The following is a 17,059-nucleotide window of genomic DNA, read 5'->3' on the forward strand; positions in this document are numbered from 1 at the left end:
GCACGGCTACCAAACTCTTTGCATTTCCTGGCAATCACTTTGCATTTCTTGTGATTGATTTTCGACTCTGCAACTCAGGCAATAGAGAGAATCTCTCAATATGATTTTCAGCATTTAGTTACTTTTCCGCATCATCTCCTATATATTGCAAACCATACCATACTACCACACAAAGCAACCTACATTTACAATCAGGTAGAAGATCACAAAACAGATTAAATGTAGATAGTATCATATGGAAAACTACAGTGTAGTCCTGTTCATTCTGGCATTAATGATTGGGCTTTCTGCCATAGCAGACAAAATAAAACTCCCCTATCCTATTTTATTAATTGTAGCAGGAATTGCTATTGGCTTCATTCCTACCCTACCCGAAATAGAGTTAGACCCTGAGATTATTTTCCTGTTGTTTCTGCCTCCATTACTATATGATGCCGCCTTTAACATCCATTTTTCGGAGTTTAAGACACATCTGAATACCATCAGCACTTTAGCTATTTCACTGGTATTTCTGACAGCGTCAGGTATTGCGGTTGTTGCCTATTACCTCATTCCGGACATGACATGGTCTCTGGCCTTTGTATTGGGTGCTATTCTGTCCGCAACAGATGCCGTAGCTGCTATCAGTATTACCAAAGGCTTGGGGCTGTCATCCAAGACCAACACCATTCTGGAAGGGGAAAGCCTGGTCAATGATGCCTCTGCGCTTGTTGCCTATCGTTTTGCTGTAGCATCTGTAACCGGAGCTACCTTTGTTTTCTGGAAAGCTTCACTGGAATTCTTTATCTTAATGGCAGGTGGATTACTGGTAGGTTTTGTTATGGGAAAACTATTAGCGTTTATTTTAAAACGGGTACATCAAAATATGCTGGTAACAATCAGCTTTATGTTGCTGATGCCTTTTGTTACCTACCTTATTGCAGAAGAGTTACATGTCTCAGGAGTGATTGCAGTGGTAATTCTAGGGTTGGGTATATCCCGGTTTAGTAATAAGGTATTTCCTCAAGACCTAAAACAACAGTCCAAGAATATCTGGGATATCATTATCTTTTTGCTCAATGGACTTATCTTTATATTTATTGGCTTACAATTTCCATATGTAATTAAAAGTATAGAAAAGAGCCAGATATGGATTTACATAGGCTATGCGTTTGTAATTACTATTATCACACTACTCTTACGAATGGCGAGAGTGTTTATGCAGCAACGACACCTGAGTAAAGCTTTTCTTTACAAAAAATGGAGAATTACTGAACAAGCATTGCTTGATTTCAGTACCAGTCTTATCATTAGCTGGTCAGGAATGCGAGGAATTGTTTCGCTGGCAATTGCCATTGGATTGCCTTTAACGCTTCAGGACGGGAGTCCGTTTCCATTACGCAATCCTATTATCTTTATTTCTGTAGGAGTGGTTTTGTTTACACTTATCGGACAGGGACTTACTTTGCCCTGGCTTGTGAAGTGGGTATTACGAAAAGACTCTACCAAAGCAGAAAAAACTATCAGTTAAGATTCTAACCAGGATGTTCCATAAACAATTCTACCCTTTTACTATCACTATCCATTCTAATAGTTAGCAAAAGAGTAGAATCATATGTCCTTTCAGAAAATGTAAACTAACTTAATCCTTATTATTTCACAATAATCAGTCTCCACTCCTTGTTCGTATTATTCCAGTTGACGCCTATCATGTTGTCTGCCCCATGTCTGGTTATCTCCAGATCAACAAAGCTGTCACCTATACGTAACTTTTTAATTTCGATAGATTGCAGGTATTCTGGTAAAATAGGTTTATGAAAGGATACTTCTTTGCGAAGAGGAGAAATCTTAATCTGTAGAACAGATTTTAAAAACATATACACTGCACCTACAGACCAGGCTTGAGGTGAGCAGGCAACCGGATACGCAGTAGGTCCTTCTCCAGCTCTACGATCCATCCCACAGAATAATTCGGGAAGACGTTGCAGATTGATATACAAAGATGCATCAAAGAGTCCCGACATGAGCTGCAGAGCTTCCGCTTCAAAACCATATTTTGCCATACCATTGGCAATCAGAGCCACATCATGAGGCCATATAGAACCGTTGTGGTAGGACATTGGATTGTAACGAAATTCCTGTGTAGACAGAGTACGTATTCCCCATCCGCTGAACATATCCGGAGCCATCAGGGTTTCTACCAGCTTTTTTGCTTTGGAACGATCGGCAATGCCCGTAAACAGTACTTGTCCCGCATTGGAAGTTTTCACCTTACAAGGCCTTTTCTGTCCATCCAGGGCCAGTACATAACAATTGAGGTCTTTATCCCAAAACACTTCATTAAATTTCTCTTTCAGCGCTTTCGCCTCGTTTTTCCAGGTTTCAGCCTGCTTAGGTTGATCCAGTATTCTGGCAAGATTGGAAGCATGCAGTTTCGCTCCATATACATAGGCTTGTACCTCGCACAAGGCAATGGGCGGATCTGCCAATTGTCCATTGCTATGAAAAACAGAATCAAAACTATCTTTCCATCCCTGATTTGTCAACCCATTTTTTGCCTTATGCTGATATTCCACAAAACCATCATCATCAATATCTCCATACTGATTGATCCAGTTAATGGCATTTACAATATTAGACCATATTTTTTGTATGGTTTCCAGATCACCTGTTCTGTCATAGTATTCTCCAGCCAGGATAACAAAAAGAGGTGTTGCATCTATGGTACCATAATATTGTTTAAAAGGAACTTCATTCAATGCTACCATCTCTCCATCACGGGTTTCATGCAATATTTTTCCAGGTTCTGCATCTGTACTTTCATTTAATGTATTTGCCTGATTGGCAGCCAAAAAGAAGAGTACATCCCTGGCCAGGTCCGGAGCAGCCCATAATACTTCTAATGCAGTTATAATTCCATCCCGTCCAAAAGCTGTATTATACCAGGGTACACCCGCATAGGGATATTTTCCATAAGGAGTCTGTGACATCAGTGAAACCAAGTCGGCCTTGGAACGACTGATCCAGTGAGTAAACTGCCCATTAGACGTCTTGATAACCGGAAAGTACGCTTTGGTTTTTATCAGATCAGGTTCTACCTGCTTGAGGGCTTCATTAAAATCTTTCTTCTCCGTATGTTCGTTTCCAGCCTCAAATGTTATGGAGTAATGCAGGCTAACTTTCTTTTTAGGATGCAACAAAAACTGAAAAGTCACCTCTCCTTTCTCAAAACCTGAAATTTTATCATAGGCATCACTAAAAGCAATGTCTACCCGTCTCAATATATCATCCAACCCCTGATAGGACATGCGCAAACTGCGGTTGTCAGGATATTCATAGCCATATAATAAACCGCGTTCCTGACGTCTTAGTCCTCTTACCTCAAAGATATCTTTAAAGTCACTCCCTAGCTCTATTGACAAATCTATTCGGCAAACCTGTGCATTGTAATTTTCTATTTCTATCTTCTCATAAAACACCCCGTACCGGATCAACTGGCTTCTGCCAATATGAATAGTTCCATGGTGCATGGTATCTCCATCTATCGATACCATCTCCGGATTGGTCAGATCGACAGAAAGAATTTCGTTCTCTTCTTTTACATTAGAGCTAAGAACAATGGGTTTCAGATTATTTATTTTTAAACCCAGACGGTTTATATACCGGGTATCCCGATGATAAATACCCTGAACGGCGTCGCCCTGACCAACAATATCACCTGACCGGTTAAAGATGCCAAATGTTTCACAATGATTGAGTACCTGCGTACGGTCATCCAGATTGACACTCTCTGCCGTAATATAATATTTGTCTTCGTCAGATGATTGAGTCTGATTTTTGTCTGTAATCATAGGTAACTACGTCTAGTTAGTGAATATTAACTGGCTTGTTTTGTTTTATAAGTATTTAGTATCTTTTCCATTTCAGTAGACATGTAGATACGTTTTCTCTTTTTTGGTATCATTCTTTCAAACAAGTGGAGATAACTTTCTGCCATAATTCCTGCACTAAACCGACTCTCGAACGTTCTACGAACCAGCTTACGATCCAGAAGGTCTATTTGATTTAATGCCTTTACAGCCTGTCCAATTGTATTTACAACAAAACCACTCTCTCCATGATCAATAATTTCAGGAACTGATCCATTGTTGAACGCAATTACAGGAGTACCACAAGCCATAGCTTCAATCATAACCATCCCAAAAGGTTCAGGCCAGTCTATAGGGAACAATAAGGCTTTGGCGTTTCCCAGAAATTCACCCTTTTGTGCTTCACCAATTTCTCCGATAAACTCGACATGGGGCTGATCCATCAATTTTCGGATATGTTTTTGATAATAGGGTTGGTCAGCTTTATCAATTTTGGCAGCCATCTTTATTTTTATGCCAGCTTTTCTGGCAATTTCAATAGCACGATCAGGTCTCTTTTCAGGAGAGATTCTTCCGATAAAAGCCACATAATCTCCTTTACCCTCTCCTTTGTTATATAGATCTAAAGGTAATCCATGGTAAACTGTCCCAGCCCAGCAAACATCCTTCAGTGGTTTTCGCTGTGAATCTGAGATAGATACCAGTGGCCGATCCTTAAATTTATTATATACATATTGCAGATCAGGCAGATCCAATCTGCCATGTAGTGTGGTAATGCATGGCTTACCTAATGTAGCCGAAAAAGGAAAATGCAGATAGTCGTTGTGAAAATGCAGGATATCAAACTCTTCCGCTCTTTCCATAACATCCTGCATCTGTATGATATGGTGCGCAATGGGATCTTGTATTCCGGGGTTTAACCGCAATGCTTCATCAATATGGCTCACTAACCTGGCAGATGTGTTTGAATCGCCTGTGGCAAATAGAGTAACCTCATGTCCCTGTCTGATTAATTCTTCTGTTAAATATGAAACAACTCGTTCTGTTCCTCCATATAATTTAGGCGGCACCGACTCATATAAAGGAGCTATTTGTGCAATTTTCATAGTGTGAAAATAGGTTTAAGTAAAGAGTATTATTTAGCTACCCACCCAACCAGTTACTCTTCAGGTAAAGCCTGTACAGGTATATATCAAACCGAGGCAAAACTAGATATTAACTATAGAAAGGACTGGTTTTTAGCTAGCTATCCATACTAGTATCTACGCACTAAATGATTCCTTTATTTGTCCTTACTTTTTCTTTACTGGCAAGTTGATTCCGGATAGCTTCTATACAATTTTACTTGCCTATCCTGACATCAGATTATGCCTGAGAATTCTGGTTATTGGGATTATAGGATATTCTTTTTTGTACCTTACCATTTTTACCCTGAATAGTAAGTGATGCATTATTTTTACGGGCTTCATCTTTGCCTATCTGTATAGCTTCCTGCTTGGTAATTACGACCTGTTCTACTTTATCTTCTCCTTCTTTTTTAACAGCCCATTTATTGTTTTCATAGGGAATTACATATCGATCTTCTCCATGTTTCTTGACATCGGTAATTTTGGAATCCTTTGCTTTACTTTTGATTTCAATGTCGTGATTCACAGCCCAATCTTTTGCGCGACTAATAGCCGTTGCAATAGCAATTCCTTCTTCCATATGTCTGTCTTCCAGCAAGGCATTCGCAATTTCCACTGCTTTGTTCCTTACTTTGACTGGTAGGTTCTTCATCGAAACCGGATAATTAGTTTTTGACCATGGCATAGCTTTCTCTTATTAAGGATTATCGTTTCAACCATTTTATTGTTACACAAACCACAAGTGTGAAGAAGTTTTTTTTCCACTTCTATTATCTGTGTCCCAAACTTTTACAAAGACTTTTAAAATTACATGCCATTGAGGTTATACATGTCTTTTTCATGTATAGAATACACTTGTGTATACACATGCCAAAAATAGGTTTGTTAGTTTTTTTGATCAACTAACCACCCAGCAGAGTAAACCCTTACTCTCTTTGGGAAATTAATTACCCAATAACAAACTAAAATCAGCTGTTGATCAGACTCAAAAACACTATTTTCTACTCATATACAGTCAGTTATCGACTAGTGTGAAAGGTTGTTAGTTTGTAGAATCAGAAGTGAAAAAGCAAGGAAAATCTATGCTGACAGCAGATCTAAAGTCATGTTTATTTTTCAGGGACAATGGATGGTCTATACTTCTCAAAATCAGTATTTATTGTAATGAAAAAGCGGCTCTTCCGTCTACTACTTGCAGGCACATTATCTTAGAGACACTTCTCTGATTTACTCCATGCTATGGAATACTTTTTTCTTCTACTTCCAAATTTTTTCTCATGTATACTTTAGGTATTAATGCAACTTTTCATGATTCGGCAGCCTGTCTAATCAAGGATGGCCAATTATTGGCTGCCGCAGAAGAAGAACGCTTCACACATATCAAACATGGAAAAAGACCAATTCCTTTTTCTACCTATGAACTACCCTTTCATGCTATTGACTATTGTCTCAAAGTAGCAGATATTCATTTGAATGATGTGGATCATTTTGCCTATTCGTTTGATCCTTATGAGCTGTTGCCGGAACAATATAGGAATGTGTCTGTTATTCCGATACCTCTCCATACTCATTTGGATAAGCCTTCCAATGAGTGGGAATCCGAATGGGACCCTTTGTTTTTATCTCTTATCATTAATGCACCAGAACAATTACGAGACGGATATCCCCATCATTTACAAAAACGTTTCCAGGGTGCCCTGATAGACAGAAGCAAATGGCATTATGTAGAGCATCATATTGCCCATGCAGCCAGCGCATTTCATGTATCTCCCTATCAGAGTGCAGCAGTAATGACGTTGGATGGACGCGGAGAAAAAGCTACTACAACCTATAATCACGGTATAGGAAACGAGTTGACTCGCATAGGCCAGGTAAATATGCCCCACTCACTGGGTTTACTATACGAACGTCTGACAACTTATCTGGGATTTCTCCATTCTTCCGATGAATACAAAGTAATGGCACTGGCTTCCTATGGAAAACCTGTCTTTGTGAAAGACTTTGAAGAGATTATTCAACTGGAAGGAAATGGACAGTATCAAATCGTCAACGAGAATTTTATAGAACGTTTTGGTCCTGCCCGTTTGCGACACGAACCTTTCACCGAACATCATTTTAATCTGGCACATTCCTTACAGAAGGTATTGGAAAACACAGTCGTAAATCTGGCAGACTGGCTATATGAACAAACTCAGGAAGAGAATCTTTGTATGGCAGGTGGTGTAGCACTAAACTGTGTGATGAATGCCCGCATTCGGGATAAAAGTAAATTTAAGCGACTATGGGTTCAGCCGGCTTCCGGAGATGCAGGAACTGCGTTAGGAGCAGCCATCTGGATAGATACCCAACAACGCAAGGCAACAGAACGTACATTTGTCATGGATCACGCCTATTGGGGTCCTGATTTCTCAGATGATGAGATAGAGAAATTTCTACAGTGGACAAAAACTCCCTATCGGAAGTTGCATAATGTGGCCGAAGAAGTAGCCGACATGCTGGCAGAGGATAAGATTATTGGCTGGTATCAGGGAAGAATGGAGTTTGGTCCCAGAGCACTGGGAAGTCGCTCTATCCTCGCCTCTCCTATTAATGCCTCTATGCAGGCACGGCTCAACGAAGTAAAAGATCGGGAGGACTTTCGTCCTGTAGCGCCTGTAGTATTGGAAGAAGATGCTCCTGACTGGTTTGTAAATGCTTATTACTCACCTTATATGCTTTTCATTTATGATGTACAACCTGATAAAGCAGACAAAATTCCGGCAGTTCGGCATGTAGATGGGACCGCACGCATTCAGACTATCAATCAGCATCAACATCCTTTGTATTATGAACTGTTGCAAGCTTTTAAAAAACGCACAGGAGTTCCAGTATTAGTGAATACATCTTTCAATACACTGGGCAAGCCTATTGTGTGTACCCCACGTGATGCAGTTGAATGTTTTTGGGGTTCTCCTTTTGATGCATTGGTGATGGGATCGTTCTTACTTGAAAAGAATCCTCAATCCATCTATGATCAGGCAGAAGAATTATCCAGTGTGTCAATAGGTGTTTAAGAGGTTGTCGGGAAATATTTTATAAAGATTGCAAAGACAGCAATTTGGGTACAAGATTTTTTCTGCTTTTAAAGATCAGCTATTTCAGTTTCTACATATAACTGAAATAGCTGGTGAAATCTGCAAAACCAGTTTACACTATGAAGATCTCCGTTGTTATCCCTACTTACCAACGTCCCAATTTACTTAACACCTGCCTGGAAGCATTATTACGGCAGACTTTTTCCAGCGAATCTTATGAAATCATTGTTGTCAGTGATGGACCTGATGATTCTACAGCACAAGTTGTTCAAACATGGCAGAAAAATTCAGCAGTAACTATTCACTTTTTATCCTTAACCTATAAAAGAGGGCCTGCAGCTGCACGCAATCTAGGTTGGCGAAAATCGCATGGAGAGTTGATTGCATTTACAGACGATGATTGCATCCCAGATACCAATTGGCTAACTAAAATCTGGGAAACTTACAAAGGAGAAGAAGTAATAGCTTACTCAGGCCGGGTTGTTGTTCCTGTATCACAAGATCCTACAGACTATGAACTTAATACAGCAGGGTTGGAAACAGCAGAATTTGTGACTGCCAATTGCATTTGTAGTAGAATGGCTTTGGTAAAAGTAGGTGGTTTTGACTCTCAGTTTTCTACTGCATGGAGAGAAGACAGCGATCTGGAATTTAAGCTACTCGAAAACCATATTCCAATAAAACAATTACCTCAGGCTATTATTGTACATCCGGTTCGTAAAGCACCTTGGGGAGTAAGCTTAAAAGAACAAAGGAAGAGCATGTTTAATGCATTGTTATACAAAAAGTTTCCTCGCTTATATAGACAAAAGATACAACCAGGTCCTGTCTGGCACTACTATCTGATCATTTTCTGCTTTCTGGGATTATTTTGTGGAATGCTGACAAATAGTTCGGGACTAGCGTTGTTGTTTCTGGTTGGATGGATAGGATGTACAGGATGGTTTACCTGGAAACGACTGTCTCGTACGTCCAAATCCTTCTGGCATGTAAGCGAAATGATTGTGACATCTGCACTGATACCTTTTCTTTCTATTTACTGGACTTTGTATGGAGCCTGGCGTTATCGGGTCCTGTTTTTTTAGTTCTTACTTAAAAGCTTCTATTACATAGACTTTTACAACATATGCATTATTCAAAGCTATGAAAATTCCGCAAAACGAAGTTCGGAAAATAATCATTTTCCGGGCCTTACAACTAGGTGATCTTCTATGTGCTATACCTGCTATCCGGGCTTTACGGCAGACATATCCTCAGGCGTCTATCACACTGGCCGGACTTCCATGGGCTAAAGCATTGGTAGAGCGGTTTTCAGAATATTTTGATAACTTCATCTCTTTTCCTGGCTATCCAGGCCTTCCCGAACAAATCGTTCAACCAACAGCATTTACCTCTTTCCTGGCAGAGGTACAAGCTGAAAAATTTGACCTGGCATTACAAATGCAGGGAAGTGGCACGCTTGTTAATCCAATGATCGAACTATTTGGAGCTCGTTATACAGCCGGATTCTGCGTCAGCCATGATTATTGCCCTAACAAAGAATTATTTCTGGAGTATCCTAATTATGGACACGAAATAGAACGCTACATACGGCTTATGAACCATCTTGGCATCGAAGAAAAAGGCTTACAGCTAGAGTTTCCTTTGTCAGGTAAAGATTATGAAGAATTTGCAGAACTCAATCTCCCTCTCGATCCAATGCATTATGTATGTATTCATCCCGGATCACGGGGTTCATGGAGACAATGGCCGCCCAAATACTTTGCAGAATTGGCAGAATATTGTAAGAGACAGGGTTTTGAGGTAGTCATAACAGGAACTAAAGATGAATTGCCTATAGTAGAAGAAGTCATGAGCCATATGCAAACCCAGGCTATTAATGTGGCAGGTAAAACCAGTTTGGGTAGTATCGGCGTATTGATCAAAAATGCCTTTGCTTTGATTTCCAATTGTACAGGAGTTTCACATATAGCCTCCGCCTTCCAGACAAAAAGTGTGGTAATCAGTATGGATGGAGAGCCTGAACGCTGGGGTCCACTGGATAAAAATATCCATCATACGATTGACTGGACAAAAACCTTTGATTTCGGGATTGCACGTGTCGCTACAATCAGCTTATTCGAAGAAGTGACATTTGAATAACAATCACGTAGTTGCCGTTACAAGATTGTGTATTGTTAAAGCTTTGACCCAAGACAGACGGATTTAAAACCCATTTTGATAGGATCTTTCATAAAACAAAGAACCTACCAGAATAGGCTCTAAAAAGACAGGATTTGCAAAAGAGGGTTCCAAAGCTGGAACTGCTATGAGCGATCTGATATGCTTTATTACCTCTTCAGGCTCTGGCATTGGCACTACATTATCATATATCAGTTGATGTACATATTGAAGCACCTCATTTTTACTTCGTAAATCTTCAGGAACTTCAAAAGGCAATACCCGATGAGGAACTTTCCAGGGTGTATGTTGTGGATTGGTCTGCGCATACAAAACTACCACAGGTGTGCCTACTGCCGCTGCAATATGTATAGTACCAGTATTAACCGATACCACAACAGGTGCCATTTTGATAAGCGAAATAAACTCTTTTAGAGACAGCAAACCAGCTAGAGAAAAAGCATTTGGGCCTATTCCTTTTGCCAATTGATCAGTCAGTTCTTTTTCAGCCAGTGTACCTGTCAACAAAATCTGATACTCCAATTCTTTTTGTATTCGTCTTCCTGTATCGATCCAGCGTTGTTGTGGGTATTGACGTTTAAGTTCACTTACACCAGCATGCAGAACCAACCAGGGTTTAGTAAGATCAACTCCAGCATCAGACAACTTTTCTATGGCACTTGAACGATTATCATCTGAAACAACAAGCGACAATTGGTCATTAGTTGTTGTGAGACCGACAGATGCTACAAGTTCGAGATCACGCTTTACCTGATGACGGATAAAGGAATAAGGTTCTTTTTCTGGTATCCAATCGCTTAACAGATGATAAGGATTCTCGCGACAATAGGCTAACCGTAAAGGGATTCCAGCTAAATAAGCCAGCATAGCTGCAGGCAAGGGATTCTGGCTAAACACCGTAAAGAGTATAGCCCCATCAAATTTTCTTTTCTTTAATTCAGCAATAACTTCAAAAAATTGATTGGAGTCCGGAACGCGTTCATTCTTAACCCAAGGCAGATCATACATAAGTACTTCATCTATTTCTGGAAGTAAACCAGCCACTCCGGCAGCTATAGAAGAAGTAAGTACTGTAATTTTACAATCCAATGTCTCTTTCACTGCCCGGATAGCAGGAGTAGACATTATGAGATCTCCCAGATTATCAGGTCGAATGATCAACACATTCCGGCACTCCAACCATTTATTTTTCATTTTATCAATTGCTATATAAAGAATAAGGCTTGTTAAAACGTGTATGAGTTACTTATAAGAGGTAGTCTGACTCGTTAAAATATAAGAAACCGCTTCTCTGAAGTCCTTTGCAGTGAATTCAGGTGTACGTTCTGGTGTGAGCACCCATTCCGTTTCATTTCCGTTATCAATCAGGATAGTATGACATCCAGCCGCCTTTCCAGCCTCTATATCATGTAGGATATCTCCAATCATCCAGGATTCTGACAGGTTTATATCAAAATCCTTCGCAGCCTCAAGCAACATACCAGGCCTGGGTTTTCGACACTCACATAAAATAGCATAAGCACTCACTGCCCCATCAGGATGATGGGGACAAAAATAAAATCCATGTACTGTCACTTCTTCCGGACTTAACAGATGTTTAATCTTTGTCTTCACATCCTCTAACGATTCGATAGTAAAATGTCCATGAGCCACTCCTGCCTGATTGGATATAACAATCAGTAAAAACCCTTTAGCTGCCAGTTCCCGCAACCCTTCCTGAACACCGTCCAGCAAGGAAATTTTAGAGGGATCTACATTATAAGGGATATCCTGAATCAATGTTCCATCCTTATCCAGAAAAATGGCTCTGTGCTGCATTTTATCCACCTATTATTAAATCTGCATCTAATAATTGTTCGGCTCGTTCAGTCAGTACCGTCTGTGGTCTTCCGGCAGCCTCATACGTTCTATATATGACTTTGTTATATAAATCAGATACTTCTTCTGCAACCTTCGCCCAGGTAAATAAAGTGTTAACCCGTTCAATAGCATTTTTCTTCATTTGTTGTAAAAGCTCCGGATCGCAAATCAACTGGCTCATCTTTTCTGCTAATGCATCTGGATCATTTGGAGGAACCAAAAAACCTGTTTCCCCATCTGCCACACTGTACTTGATTCCACCCACCTGTGATCCGATCACCGGTGTACCACATGCCATTGCCTCCAGAGGAGTAATGCCAAAAGGTTCATACCAGGGTGTAGAAATGAACACATCTGCTGCTGAATAATAATGTTTTAACATATCTCGGCTTTTACGTCCGGTGAAGGTAACCTGTAACGAAACGCCTTCTTCCTGAGCAACATGCTGCAATCGCTTGATTTCAGGACATAGTTCAGGATCAGGTAAATCGGATTCTCCTCCTACAATAACCAATCGGACAGATTGCTGACACTGTTTTATCCTACTTAAGGCTCTAATTACGTTATCGACACCTTTACGAGGTACCATACGCCCTAATTGCAGAAATATGATTTCATTTTCTTTTAACCGCAGAATCTGTCTGGCCTTTTTTTGTTCAACAGGATAAAAGTCCTGAATGCTAAATCCACAAGGAATTACGGTTGTAAGTTCGGGATATGCTGAATAATAATTTAATAAGTCGCTTCTGTCTTGAGGGCATTCTGCAATAATGTGGTCAGCCTCATGTACAATCTGTTCCTCAATACGAATTCTTTCTTCTGGGAAATGATCCTGACTGCCCTGATATAGTTTACGGATATACCCCAATGCATGAAAAGTAACAACAAATGGTATTTGCAAAAGTTTTTTTAACTGAGAAGCTACCAGTGAAGAGGTCCAGAAATTAGCATGTATCAATTGATAGTTAATTTTATGCTCGAGAATAAACTCATACATATTCAGAGAGAACTCTGGCATATATTGAAGCAATTCCTCTTTCGGAACTACATCTACGGGGCCAGCCTGTATATGGATCACCCGAACACCAGGCATCCAATCAACAACTTCTGGAAATCCAGGATCTTCCCAACGCGTAAAAACATCAATTTCATATCCTATGCGGGCTAGATGTTTGCTCAGTTCAGCAACGTATACATTTTGTCCACCACTGTCTACTCCTCCTAATGTCGCCAATGGAGAAGCATGTTCGCTAATAAATGCTACTTTCTTTTTCATAAAAAACAGGTTGTAAGCTGAGTATAAAAAATGAGACTGAAAAATGGATCTGAGTAAACGTTTAGATCTCAATCATTTGAGAAGAATAATGTTGTTGAAGTACTTTGTGAAATACTCTGGTCCAATCTTCTGTAAAGCGTCGGATGTCAAACCGCTCTTTTGCGGTTTGCTGCCCATTCAAGCCAATTTGACGGGCATGTTCCGGATCTTGCAACAAACGCTGCATGCATTCAATAAGAACAGAAATATCTGTATGTATATAGCCGTTTATGCCATTCTTAATGACAGCTACCATTTCGGTAGTAGCCAAACCCACAACAGGTATCCCCAATGACATAGCTTCACACACAGCAAGTCCCAGACTGGTATAGCGAATAGGATTAAAAAAGAAACGATACTGGCTAATAAATTCCGGAAGTTGCGGATGCAGTACCTCTCCCAATCCTACACTCTCTGTACCCATGCCCACCAGATCAAGTGGGATATGTTTACTTACTTCCTGAAAAATATCCCATCCACAGATACGTCCCCGTAAGGGAAGATTATTGATTACCACAATGCCTTTATTCAGATGGCCTGAATATACAGCGGGGGCAACTGTTACTCCATGCTCTATCACCTCTGTTCTTGTTGCATTATCCCACATCAAACGATTGAAGTGAGTAACATGAACTACTAGTACATCCGGATCAGCTACTACATGGCGTGTATTGGTCGGATGCTGTCGGGGCGGATCATGTTCCAGATAGATACGGGGAAGCTTTCGTTGTTCAGGTGACAAAATCTCGTACTGATCTATCAGATAATTCTGATTGGTCTGAAAAAGTATACAGTCAAACGATAGTGTTCGAACTTCTTCAGCATACACTTCGTGTACATTGTCACCAAAGGGAAATGTCTCCCCTCTCCCAACATACCCTTCTGATTTTGCTTTGTTTACAGGAATGTAAATATCAAAATCGCCCTGAGCTAAATAATACAAATAACTACCGTGAATGTGCCAGGTAAAAATTGCAGGTCTTTTGAGAGTACTATTCATGCGTGTTAATATAAAATATAGTCAATGCACAAATGAAAACATAATGCCACTTGTCAGAAGTGCTGTCAGTCCTCTTCTGCAATAATGTCAGAAGAGAAGTGTTGACTTTTTTATACAGTTGTACAAAACCAACAAAAAACACACTAGCCACTAATAAAATCATCTGTATATCAAAAACATACTACAGATTTAAACTAACAGAAATATAATTTTATCCACATACAAAACAACTCTCTATAAGAAAACCAATTACAAGAACACAAAATAAAACACCTCTGGCTTTATAAAGCCAGAGGTGTTTTACTAACGATCTTACAATTGTTTACGGATAAAATGCACGTGATGAAAGTTGCCAGTATTGATTTACCTGCCCATAATATGTATCATCACTATTGGTATTAGGCCAGTGATCTTTGTCAAATCCCGGAGAGTCTTTTACATATTCCTTACTTCTATCCAAAATAAAGCGCCTGCGAATGCCATCAAGAATCAGCTCTGCAAAAGGAATGGCAAATAGCTTGCCTCCAATTCCTAAAAATGATCCCGATTCTAATACTGCATATTCGATTTTACCCGTCTGAATATTGACCATCAGATTTTGAATTGTTCCTAATTCTTTATCTGCTCTATTAAATACATTATCTCCAATAATAGAAGTAGCTGTTAATCGCTGCACTGGAATATTGGCGTCTGATCCTTCATGGTTGATACCGGTGCGATTATCAGCTTCATAGCTTCCAATAGCCATAGTCACCTCCTTAATTAAAGTGTAACAAAATACAAAAGGCTACCTATGTGGTAGCCTTCGGTTAATCTTTTGTTCTTTCGCTGGCATTACCCAGTTCAAGTAAATGAGGATATATTCTCAGGTCTGACTTAAGAAAATGGATCTTTTTCATTAGAAAATGACTCTTACTTTTAGATACATTTCTTCTTACTTCTACAAGATGAATAATCTTAAACCAGCCACTCCTTTTAAATTATCTCTCCTTTCTCAGACTAACATCTCCAATAGATAAATTTCTGTACCAGACAGACTTAACAGCCCTAGTAGGTGTAATCGAGTATATATCCTTTATACAACTTACTAAATTGTGGTATTAATTACCCTGGCATGCAGAGAAAAGGTAACTTGATCTAATAAATTTATGTATGCCAGACTCTATTCTACGATATAGATTGATTAATGCCTCTTTGTATTTATCCATAATCCGCTTCTGGCCAGATATTTTTCTAATAAATTGAGTACAACAAAATATTTACAATCATTTTTTTATATGGCATTCAACAATCATTCGTTCTGGTACCGCAACGGGCTATCTCTTGTGTTAGTAACTCTATTTTTACTATTTTGGCTGGGACAAGTCTTTACAGGCTGGCACTCTAATAACCAGGCACTAAATGAAGCTGGTGCCACTCCCCTGTCTCTTGCAGATTATCTATCTAGTGGACACTTCATATCTGCCACATTTGAAAATTGGGAAAGTGAGTTTTTACAAATGGCCGCCTATGTGCTCCTTACTGTCTCCCTACGACAAAAAGGTTCTTCAGAGTCTAAAAAATTAGACGAAGAGGAAGACGTTGATCGTCAGCCAACACCATCTTCGGAAGCCCCTTGGCCTGTCAGAAAAGGAGGAATCTGGCTAAAACTCTATAAGAACTCTCTCAGCCTGGCATTTTTCCTTTTATTTCTATGTTCTTTCACTCTCCATCTTCATGGAAGTTACTTGAATTACAAAGATGAACAAGCTCAAAAAGGACTCCCGGCAGAGCCATTACACAGTTATTGCTTTGATAGCCAGTTCTGGTTTGAGTCATTGCAAAACTGGCAAAGTGAATTTCTGGCTGTTCTGTCTATTGTTGTATTAAGTATTTATCTCAGACAATATGGCTCTCCAGAATCAAAACCCGTTGATGCTCCTCATAGCCAAACCGGCAAAGAATAAGAATGAACGAAAACCATTTCTTATTCTCGTTCTAAGTTAACATAACAATGTATATAAAAACCACTTTTAGTCTATACATGTTTACTAGCTCTATCAAGCATTATAGGATAAAAATGTATAGGCAAGTAAAATTCATTTTCAGCTGTGTTTCATATACTTGCTGCAACTAAATAGGGAAAATTCACGTAAAACCATCTAGTAACCAATACAGGTAGCTAAGCCTGTTTTTAGCATGAATAGTACAGAACATATACATATTTTGATTGCAGAAGATGACGATGATGATGTTTTTATGTTGGAAAATAGTCTCCGCGAGCAATTTCCCCACTGGCAGTATACGTTCTTTACAAACGGCCAAGAGCTTTTAACTTATTTATCTTCAAAAACACACCATACAAATGCATTTCCAAGAAGTAATGGGGAAAGTGTTTCTGGTATAATCTCTCTGATTATATTAGACATCAATATGCCGCGAAAGGATGGTATTCAAACAGTAAAAGAAATTCGTCAGTTGCCTGCCTATGCGATGGTCCCTGTCGTTGGATTTTCTACGACCAATTCTTTATTACAGGTAGAGGAATTTATTAAACAGGGTGGTAATAGCTTTTTACAAAAACCCGATAACTACAACGATTTTCACCAATTGGTTGGACAGCTTCCATTGCTCATCAATCAGGCATCTTCTACCAGCGGCAATCAACCCTGATG

General features: G+C 39.6%; 14 protein-coding genes. 6 read left to right on the forward strand and 8 right to left on the reverse strand.

Annotation, left to right across the window (positions count from 1 at the left end; translation table 11 throughout):
• The first annotated feature begins 235 nt into the window (after window positions 1-235).
• The gene (locus QNI22_RS04915; RefSeq protein WP_314509509.1) at window positions 236-1,510 is read left to right on the forward strand and encodes a Na+/H+ antiporter; all 1,275 of its coding nucleotides are present in this window, start codon (window positions 236-238) and stop codon (window positions 1,508-1,510) included.
• Between the two features lie 121 nt (window positions 1,511-1,631).
• Here QNI22_RS04915 and QNI22_RS04920 read toward each other — a convergent pair whose 3' ends face one another.
• The 3 genes from QNI22_RS04920 to QNI22_RS04930 all read right to left on the reverse strand — a co-directional run bounded on the left by QNI22_RS04920 (window position 1,632) and on the right by QNI22_RS04930 (window position 5,660).
• On the reverse strand, window positions 1,632-3,830 hold the full coding sequence (locus QNI22_RS04920) for an amylo-alpha-1,6-glucosidase (protein ID WP_314509510.1): 2,199 nt from the start codon (window positions 3,828-3,830) through the stop codon (window positions 1,632-1,634).
• 26 nt (window positions 3,831-3,856) lie between these two features.
• Window positions 3,857-4,954: a glycosyltransferase family 4 protein gene (locus tag QNI22_RS04925; protein ID WP_314509511.1), complete on the reverse strand. Its 1,098-nt coding sequence runs from the start codon at window positions 4,952-4,954 to the stop codon at window positions 3,857-3,859.
• 259 nt (window positions 4,955-5,213) lie between these two features.
• Complete coding sequence (locus QNI22_RS04930) at window positions 5,214-5,660, reverse strand: DUF2188 domain-containing protein (RefSeq protein ID WP_314509512.1); 447 nt, start codon at window positions 5,658-5,660, stop codon at window positions 5,214-5,216.
• A 592-nt stretch (window positions 5,661-6,252) separates the two neighbouring features.
• Between QNI22_RS04930 and QNI22_RS04935 the strand changes: the two genes are divergently transcribed.
• The 3 genes from QNI22_RS04935 (at window position 6,253) to QNI22_RS04945 (ending at window position 10,191) form a co-directional block, all read left to right on the forward strand.
• A complete protein-coding gene (locus QNI22_RS04935; protein ID WP_314509513.1) occupies window positions 6,253-8,028 on the forward strand; it encodes a carbamoyltransferase family protein in 1,776 nt (591 codons plus the stop codon).
• Between the two features lie 140 nt (window positions 8,029-8,168).
• Window positions 8,169-9,134, forward strand: coding sequence for a glycosyltransferase family 2 protein (locus QNI22_RS04940; protein WP_314509514.1), 966 nt, complete (start codon window positions 8,169-8,171; stop codon window positions 9,132-9,134).
• 58 nt (window positions 9,135-9,192) lie between these two features.
• Window positions 9,193-10,191, forward strand: a complete 999-nt coding sequence (locus QNI22_RS04945) for a glycosyltransferase family 9 protein (RefSeq protein WP_314509515.1) — start codon at window positions 9,193-9,195, stop codon at window positions 10,189-10,191.
• A gap of 63 nt (window positions 10,192-10,254) precedes the next feature.
• Here QNI22_RS04945 and QNI22_RS04950 read toward each other — a convergent pair whose 3' ends face one another.
• The 5 genes from QNI22_RS04950 to QNI22_RS04970 all read right to left on the reverse strand — a co-directional run bounded on the left by QNI22_RS04950 (window position 10,255) and on the right by QNI22_RS04970 (window position 15,153).
• Window positions 10,255-11,424 (reverse strand): glycosyltransferase family 9 protein, encoded by a 1,170-nt coding sequence (locus QNI22_RS04950; protein WP_314509516.1) that lies wholly within the window; start codon window positions 11,422-11,424, stop codon window positions 10,255-10,257.
• A 48-nt stretch (window positions 11,425-11,472) separates the two neighbouring features.
• Window positions 11,473-12,048, reverse strand: a complete 576-nt coding sequence (locus QNI22_RS04955) for a D-glycero-alpha-D-manno-heptose-1,7-bisphosphate 7-phosphatase (protein WP_314509518.1) — start codon at window positions 12,046-12,048, stop codon at window positions 11,473-11,475.
• Between the two features lies 1 nt (window position 12,049).
• The gene (locus tag QNI22_RS04960; protein ID WP_314509519.1) at window positions 12,050-13,366 is read right to left on the reverse strand and encodes a glycosyltransferase family 4 protein; all 1,317 of its coding nucleotides are present in this window, start codon (window positions 13,364-13,366) and stop codon (window positions 12,050-12,052) included.
• 61 nt (window positions 13,367-13,427) lie between these two features.
• Window positions 13,428-14,405: a glycosyltransferase gene (locus QNI22_RS04965; RefSeq protein ID WP_314509520.1), complete on the reverse strand. Its 978-nt coding sequence runs from the start codon at window positions 14,403-14,405 to the stop codon at window positions 13,428-13,430.
• 322 nt (window positions 14,406-14,727) lie between these two features.
• Window positions 14,728-15,153 carry a PRC-barrel domain-containing protein gene (locus QNI22_RS04970; RefSeq protein ID WP_314509521.1) on the reverse strand — a complete coding sequence of 142 codons (426 nt, stop codon included), beginning with the start codon at window positions 15,151-15,153 and terminating at the stop codon, window positions 14,728-14,730.
• 529 nt (window positions 15,154-15,682) lie between these two features.
• Between QNI22_RS04970 and QNI22_RS04975 the strand changes: the two genes are divergently transcribed.
• Complete coding sequence (locus QNI22_RS04975; RefSeq protein ID WP_314509522.1) at window positions 15,683-16,351, forward strand: DUF6766 family protein; 669 nt, start codon at window positions 15,683-15,685, stop codon at window positions 16,349-16,351.
• A gap of 232 nt (window positions 16,352-16,583) precedes the next feature.
• Entirely contained in the window at window positions 16,584-17,057 is a 474-nt protein-coding gene (locus tag QNI22_RS04980; RefSeq protein ID WP_314509523.1) for a response regulator, read from the forward strand.
• Window positions 17,058-17,059 lie beyond the last annotated feature (2 nt).

The sequence above is a fragment of the Xanthocytophaga agilis genome, assembly GCF_030068605.1.
GTDB classification, from domain to species: Bacteria; Bacteroidota; Bacteroidia; order Cytophagales; family 172606-1; genus Xanthocytophaga; species Xanthocytophaga agilis.

What these genes read in the sequence shown, in the direction of transcription:
- QNI22_RS04915 (WP_314509509.1), top strand. Translation starts at nt 236, where the DNA reads ATGGAAAACTACAGTGTAGTCCTGTTCATTCTGGCATTAATGATTGGG.
- QNI22_RS04920 (WP_314509510.1), bottom strand. Translation starts at nt 3,830, where the DNA reads ATGATTACAGACAAAAATCAGACTCAATCATCTGACGAAGACAAATAT.
- QNI22_RS04925 (WP_314509511.1), bottom strand. Translation starts at nt 4,954, where the DNA reads ATGAAAATTGCACAAATAGCTCCTTTATATGAGTCGGTGCCGCCTAAA.
- QNI22_RS04930 (WP_314509512.1), bottom strand. Translation starts at nt 5,660, where the DNA reads ATGCCATGGTCAAAAACTAATTATCCGGTTTCGATGAAGAACCTACCA.
- QNI22_RS04935 (WP_314509513.1), top strand. Translation starts at nt 6,253, where the DNA reads ATGTATACTTTAGGTATTAATGCAACTTTTCATGATTCGGCAGCCTGT.
- QNI22_RS04940 (WP_314509514.1), top strand. Translation starts at nt 8,169, where the DNA reads ATGAAGATCTCCGTTGTTATCCCTACTTACCAACGTCCCAATTTACTT.
- QNI22_RS04945 (WP_314509515.1), top strand. Translation starts at nt 9,193, where the DNA reads ATGAAAATTCCGCAAAACGAAGTTCGGAAAATAATCATTTTCCGGGCC.
- QNI22_RS04950 (WP_314509516.1), bottom strand. Translation starts at nt 11,424, where the DNA reads ATGAAAAATAAATGGTTGGAGTGCCGGAATGTGTTGATCATTCGACCT.
- QNI22_RS04955 (WP_314509518.1), bottom strand. Translation starts at nt 12,048, where the DNA reads ATGCAGCACAGAGCCATTTTTCTGGATAAGGATGGAACATTGATTCAG.
- QNI22_RS04960 (WP_314509519.1), bottom strand. Translation starts at nt 13,366, where the DNA reads ATGAAAAAGAAAGTAGCATTTATTAGCGAACATGCTTCTCCATTGGCG.
- QNI22_RS04965 (WP_314509520.1), bottom strand. Translation starts at nt 14,405, where the DNA reads ATGAATAGTACTCTCAAAAGACCTGCAATTTTTACCTGGCACATTCAC.
- QNI22_RS04970 (WP_314509521.1), bottom strand. Translation starts at nt 15,153, where the DNA reads ATGGCTATTGGAAGCTATGAAGCTGATAATCGCACCGGTATCAACCAT.
- QNI22_RS04975 (WP_314509522.1), top strand. Translation starts at nt 15,683, where the DNA reads ATGGCATTCAACAATCATTCGTTCTGGTACCGCAACGGGCTATCTCTT.
- QNI22_RS04980 (WP_314509523.1), top strand. Translation starts at nt 16,584, where the DNA reads ATGAATAGTACAGAACATATACATATTTTGATTGCAGAAGATGACGAT.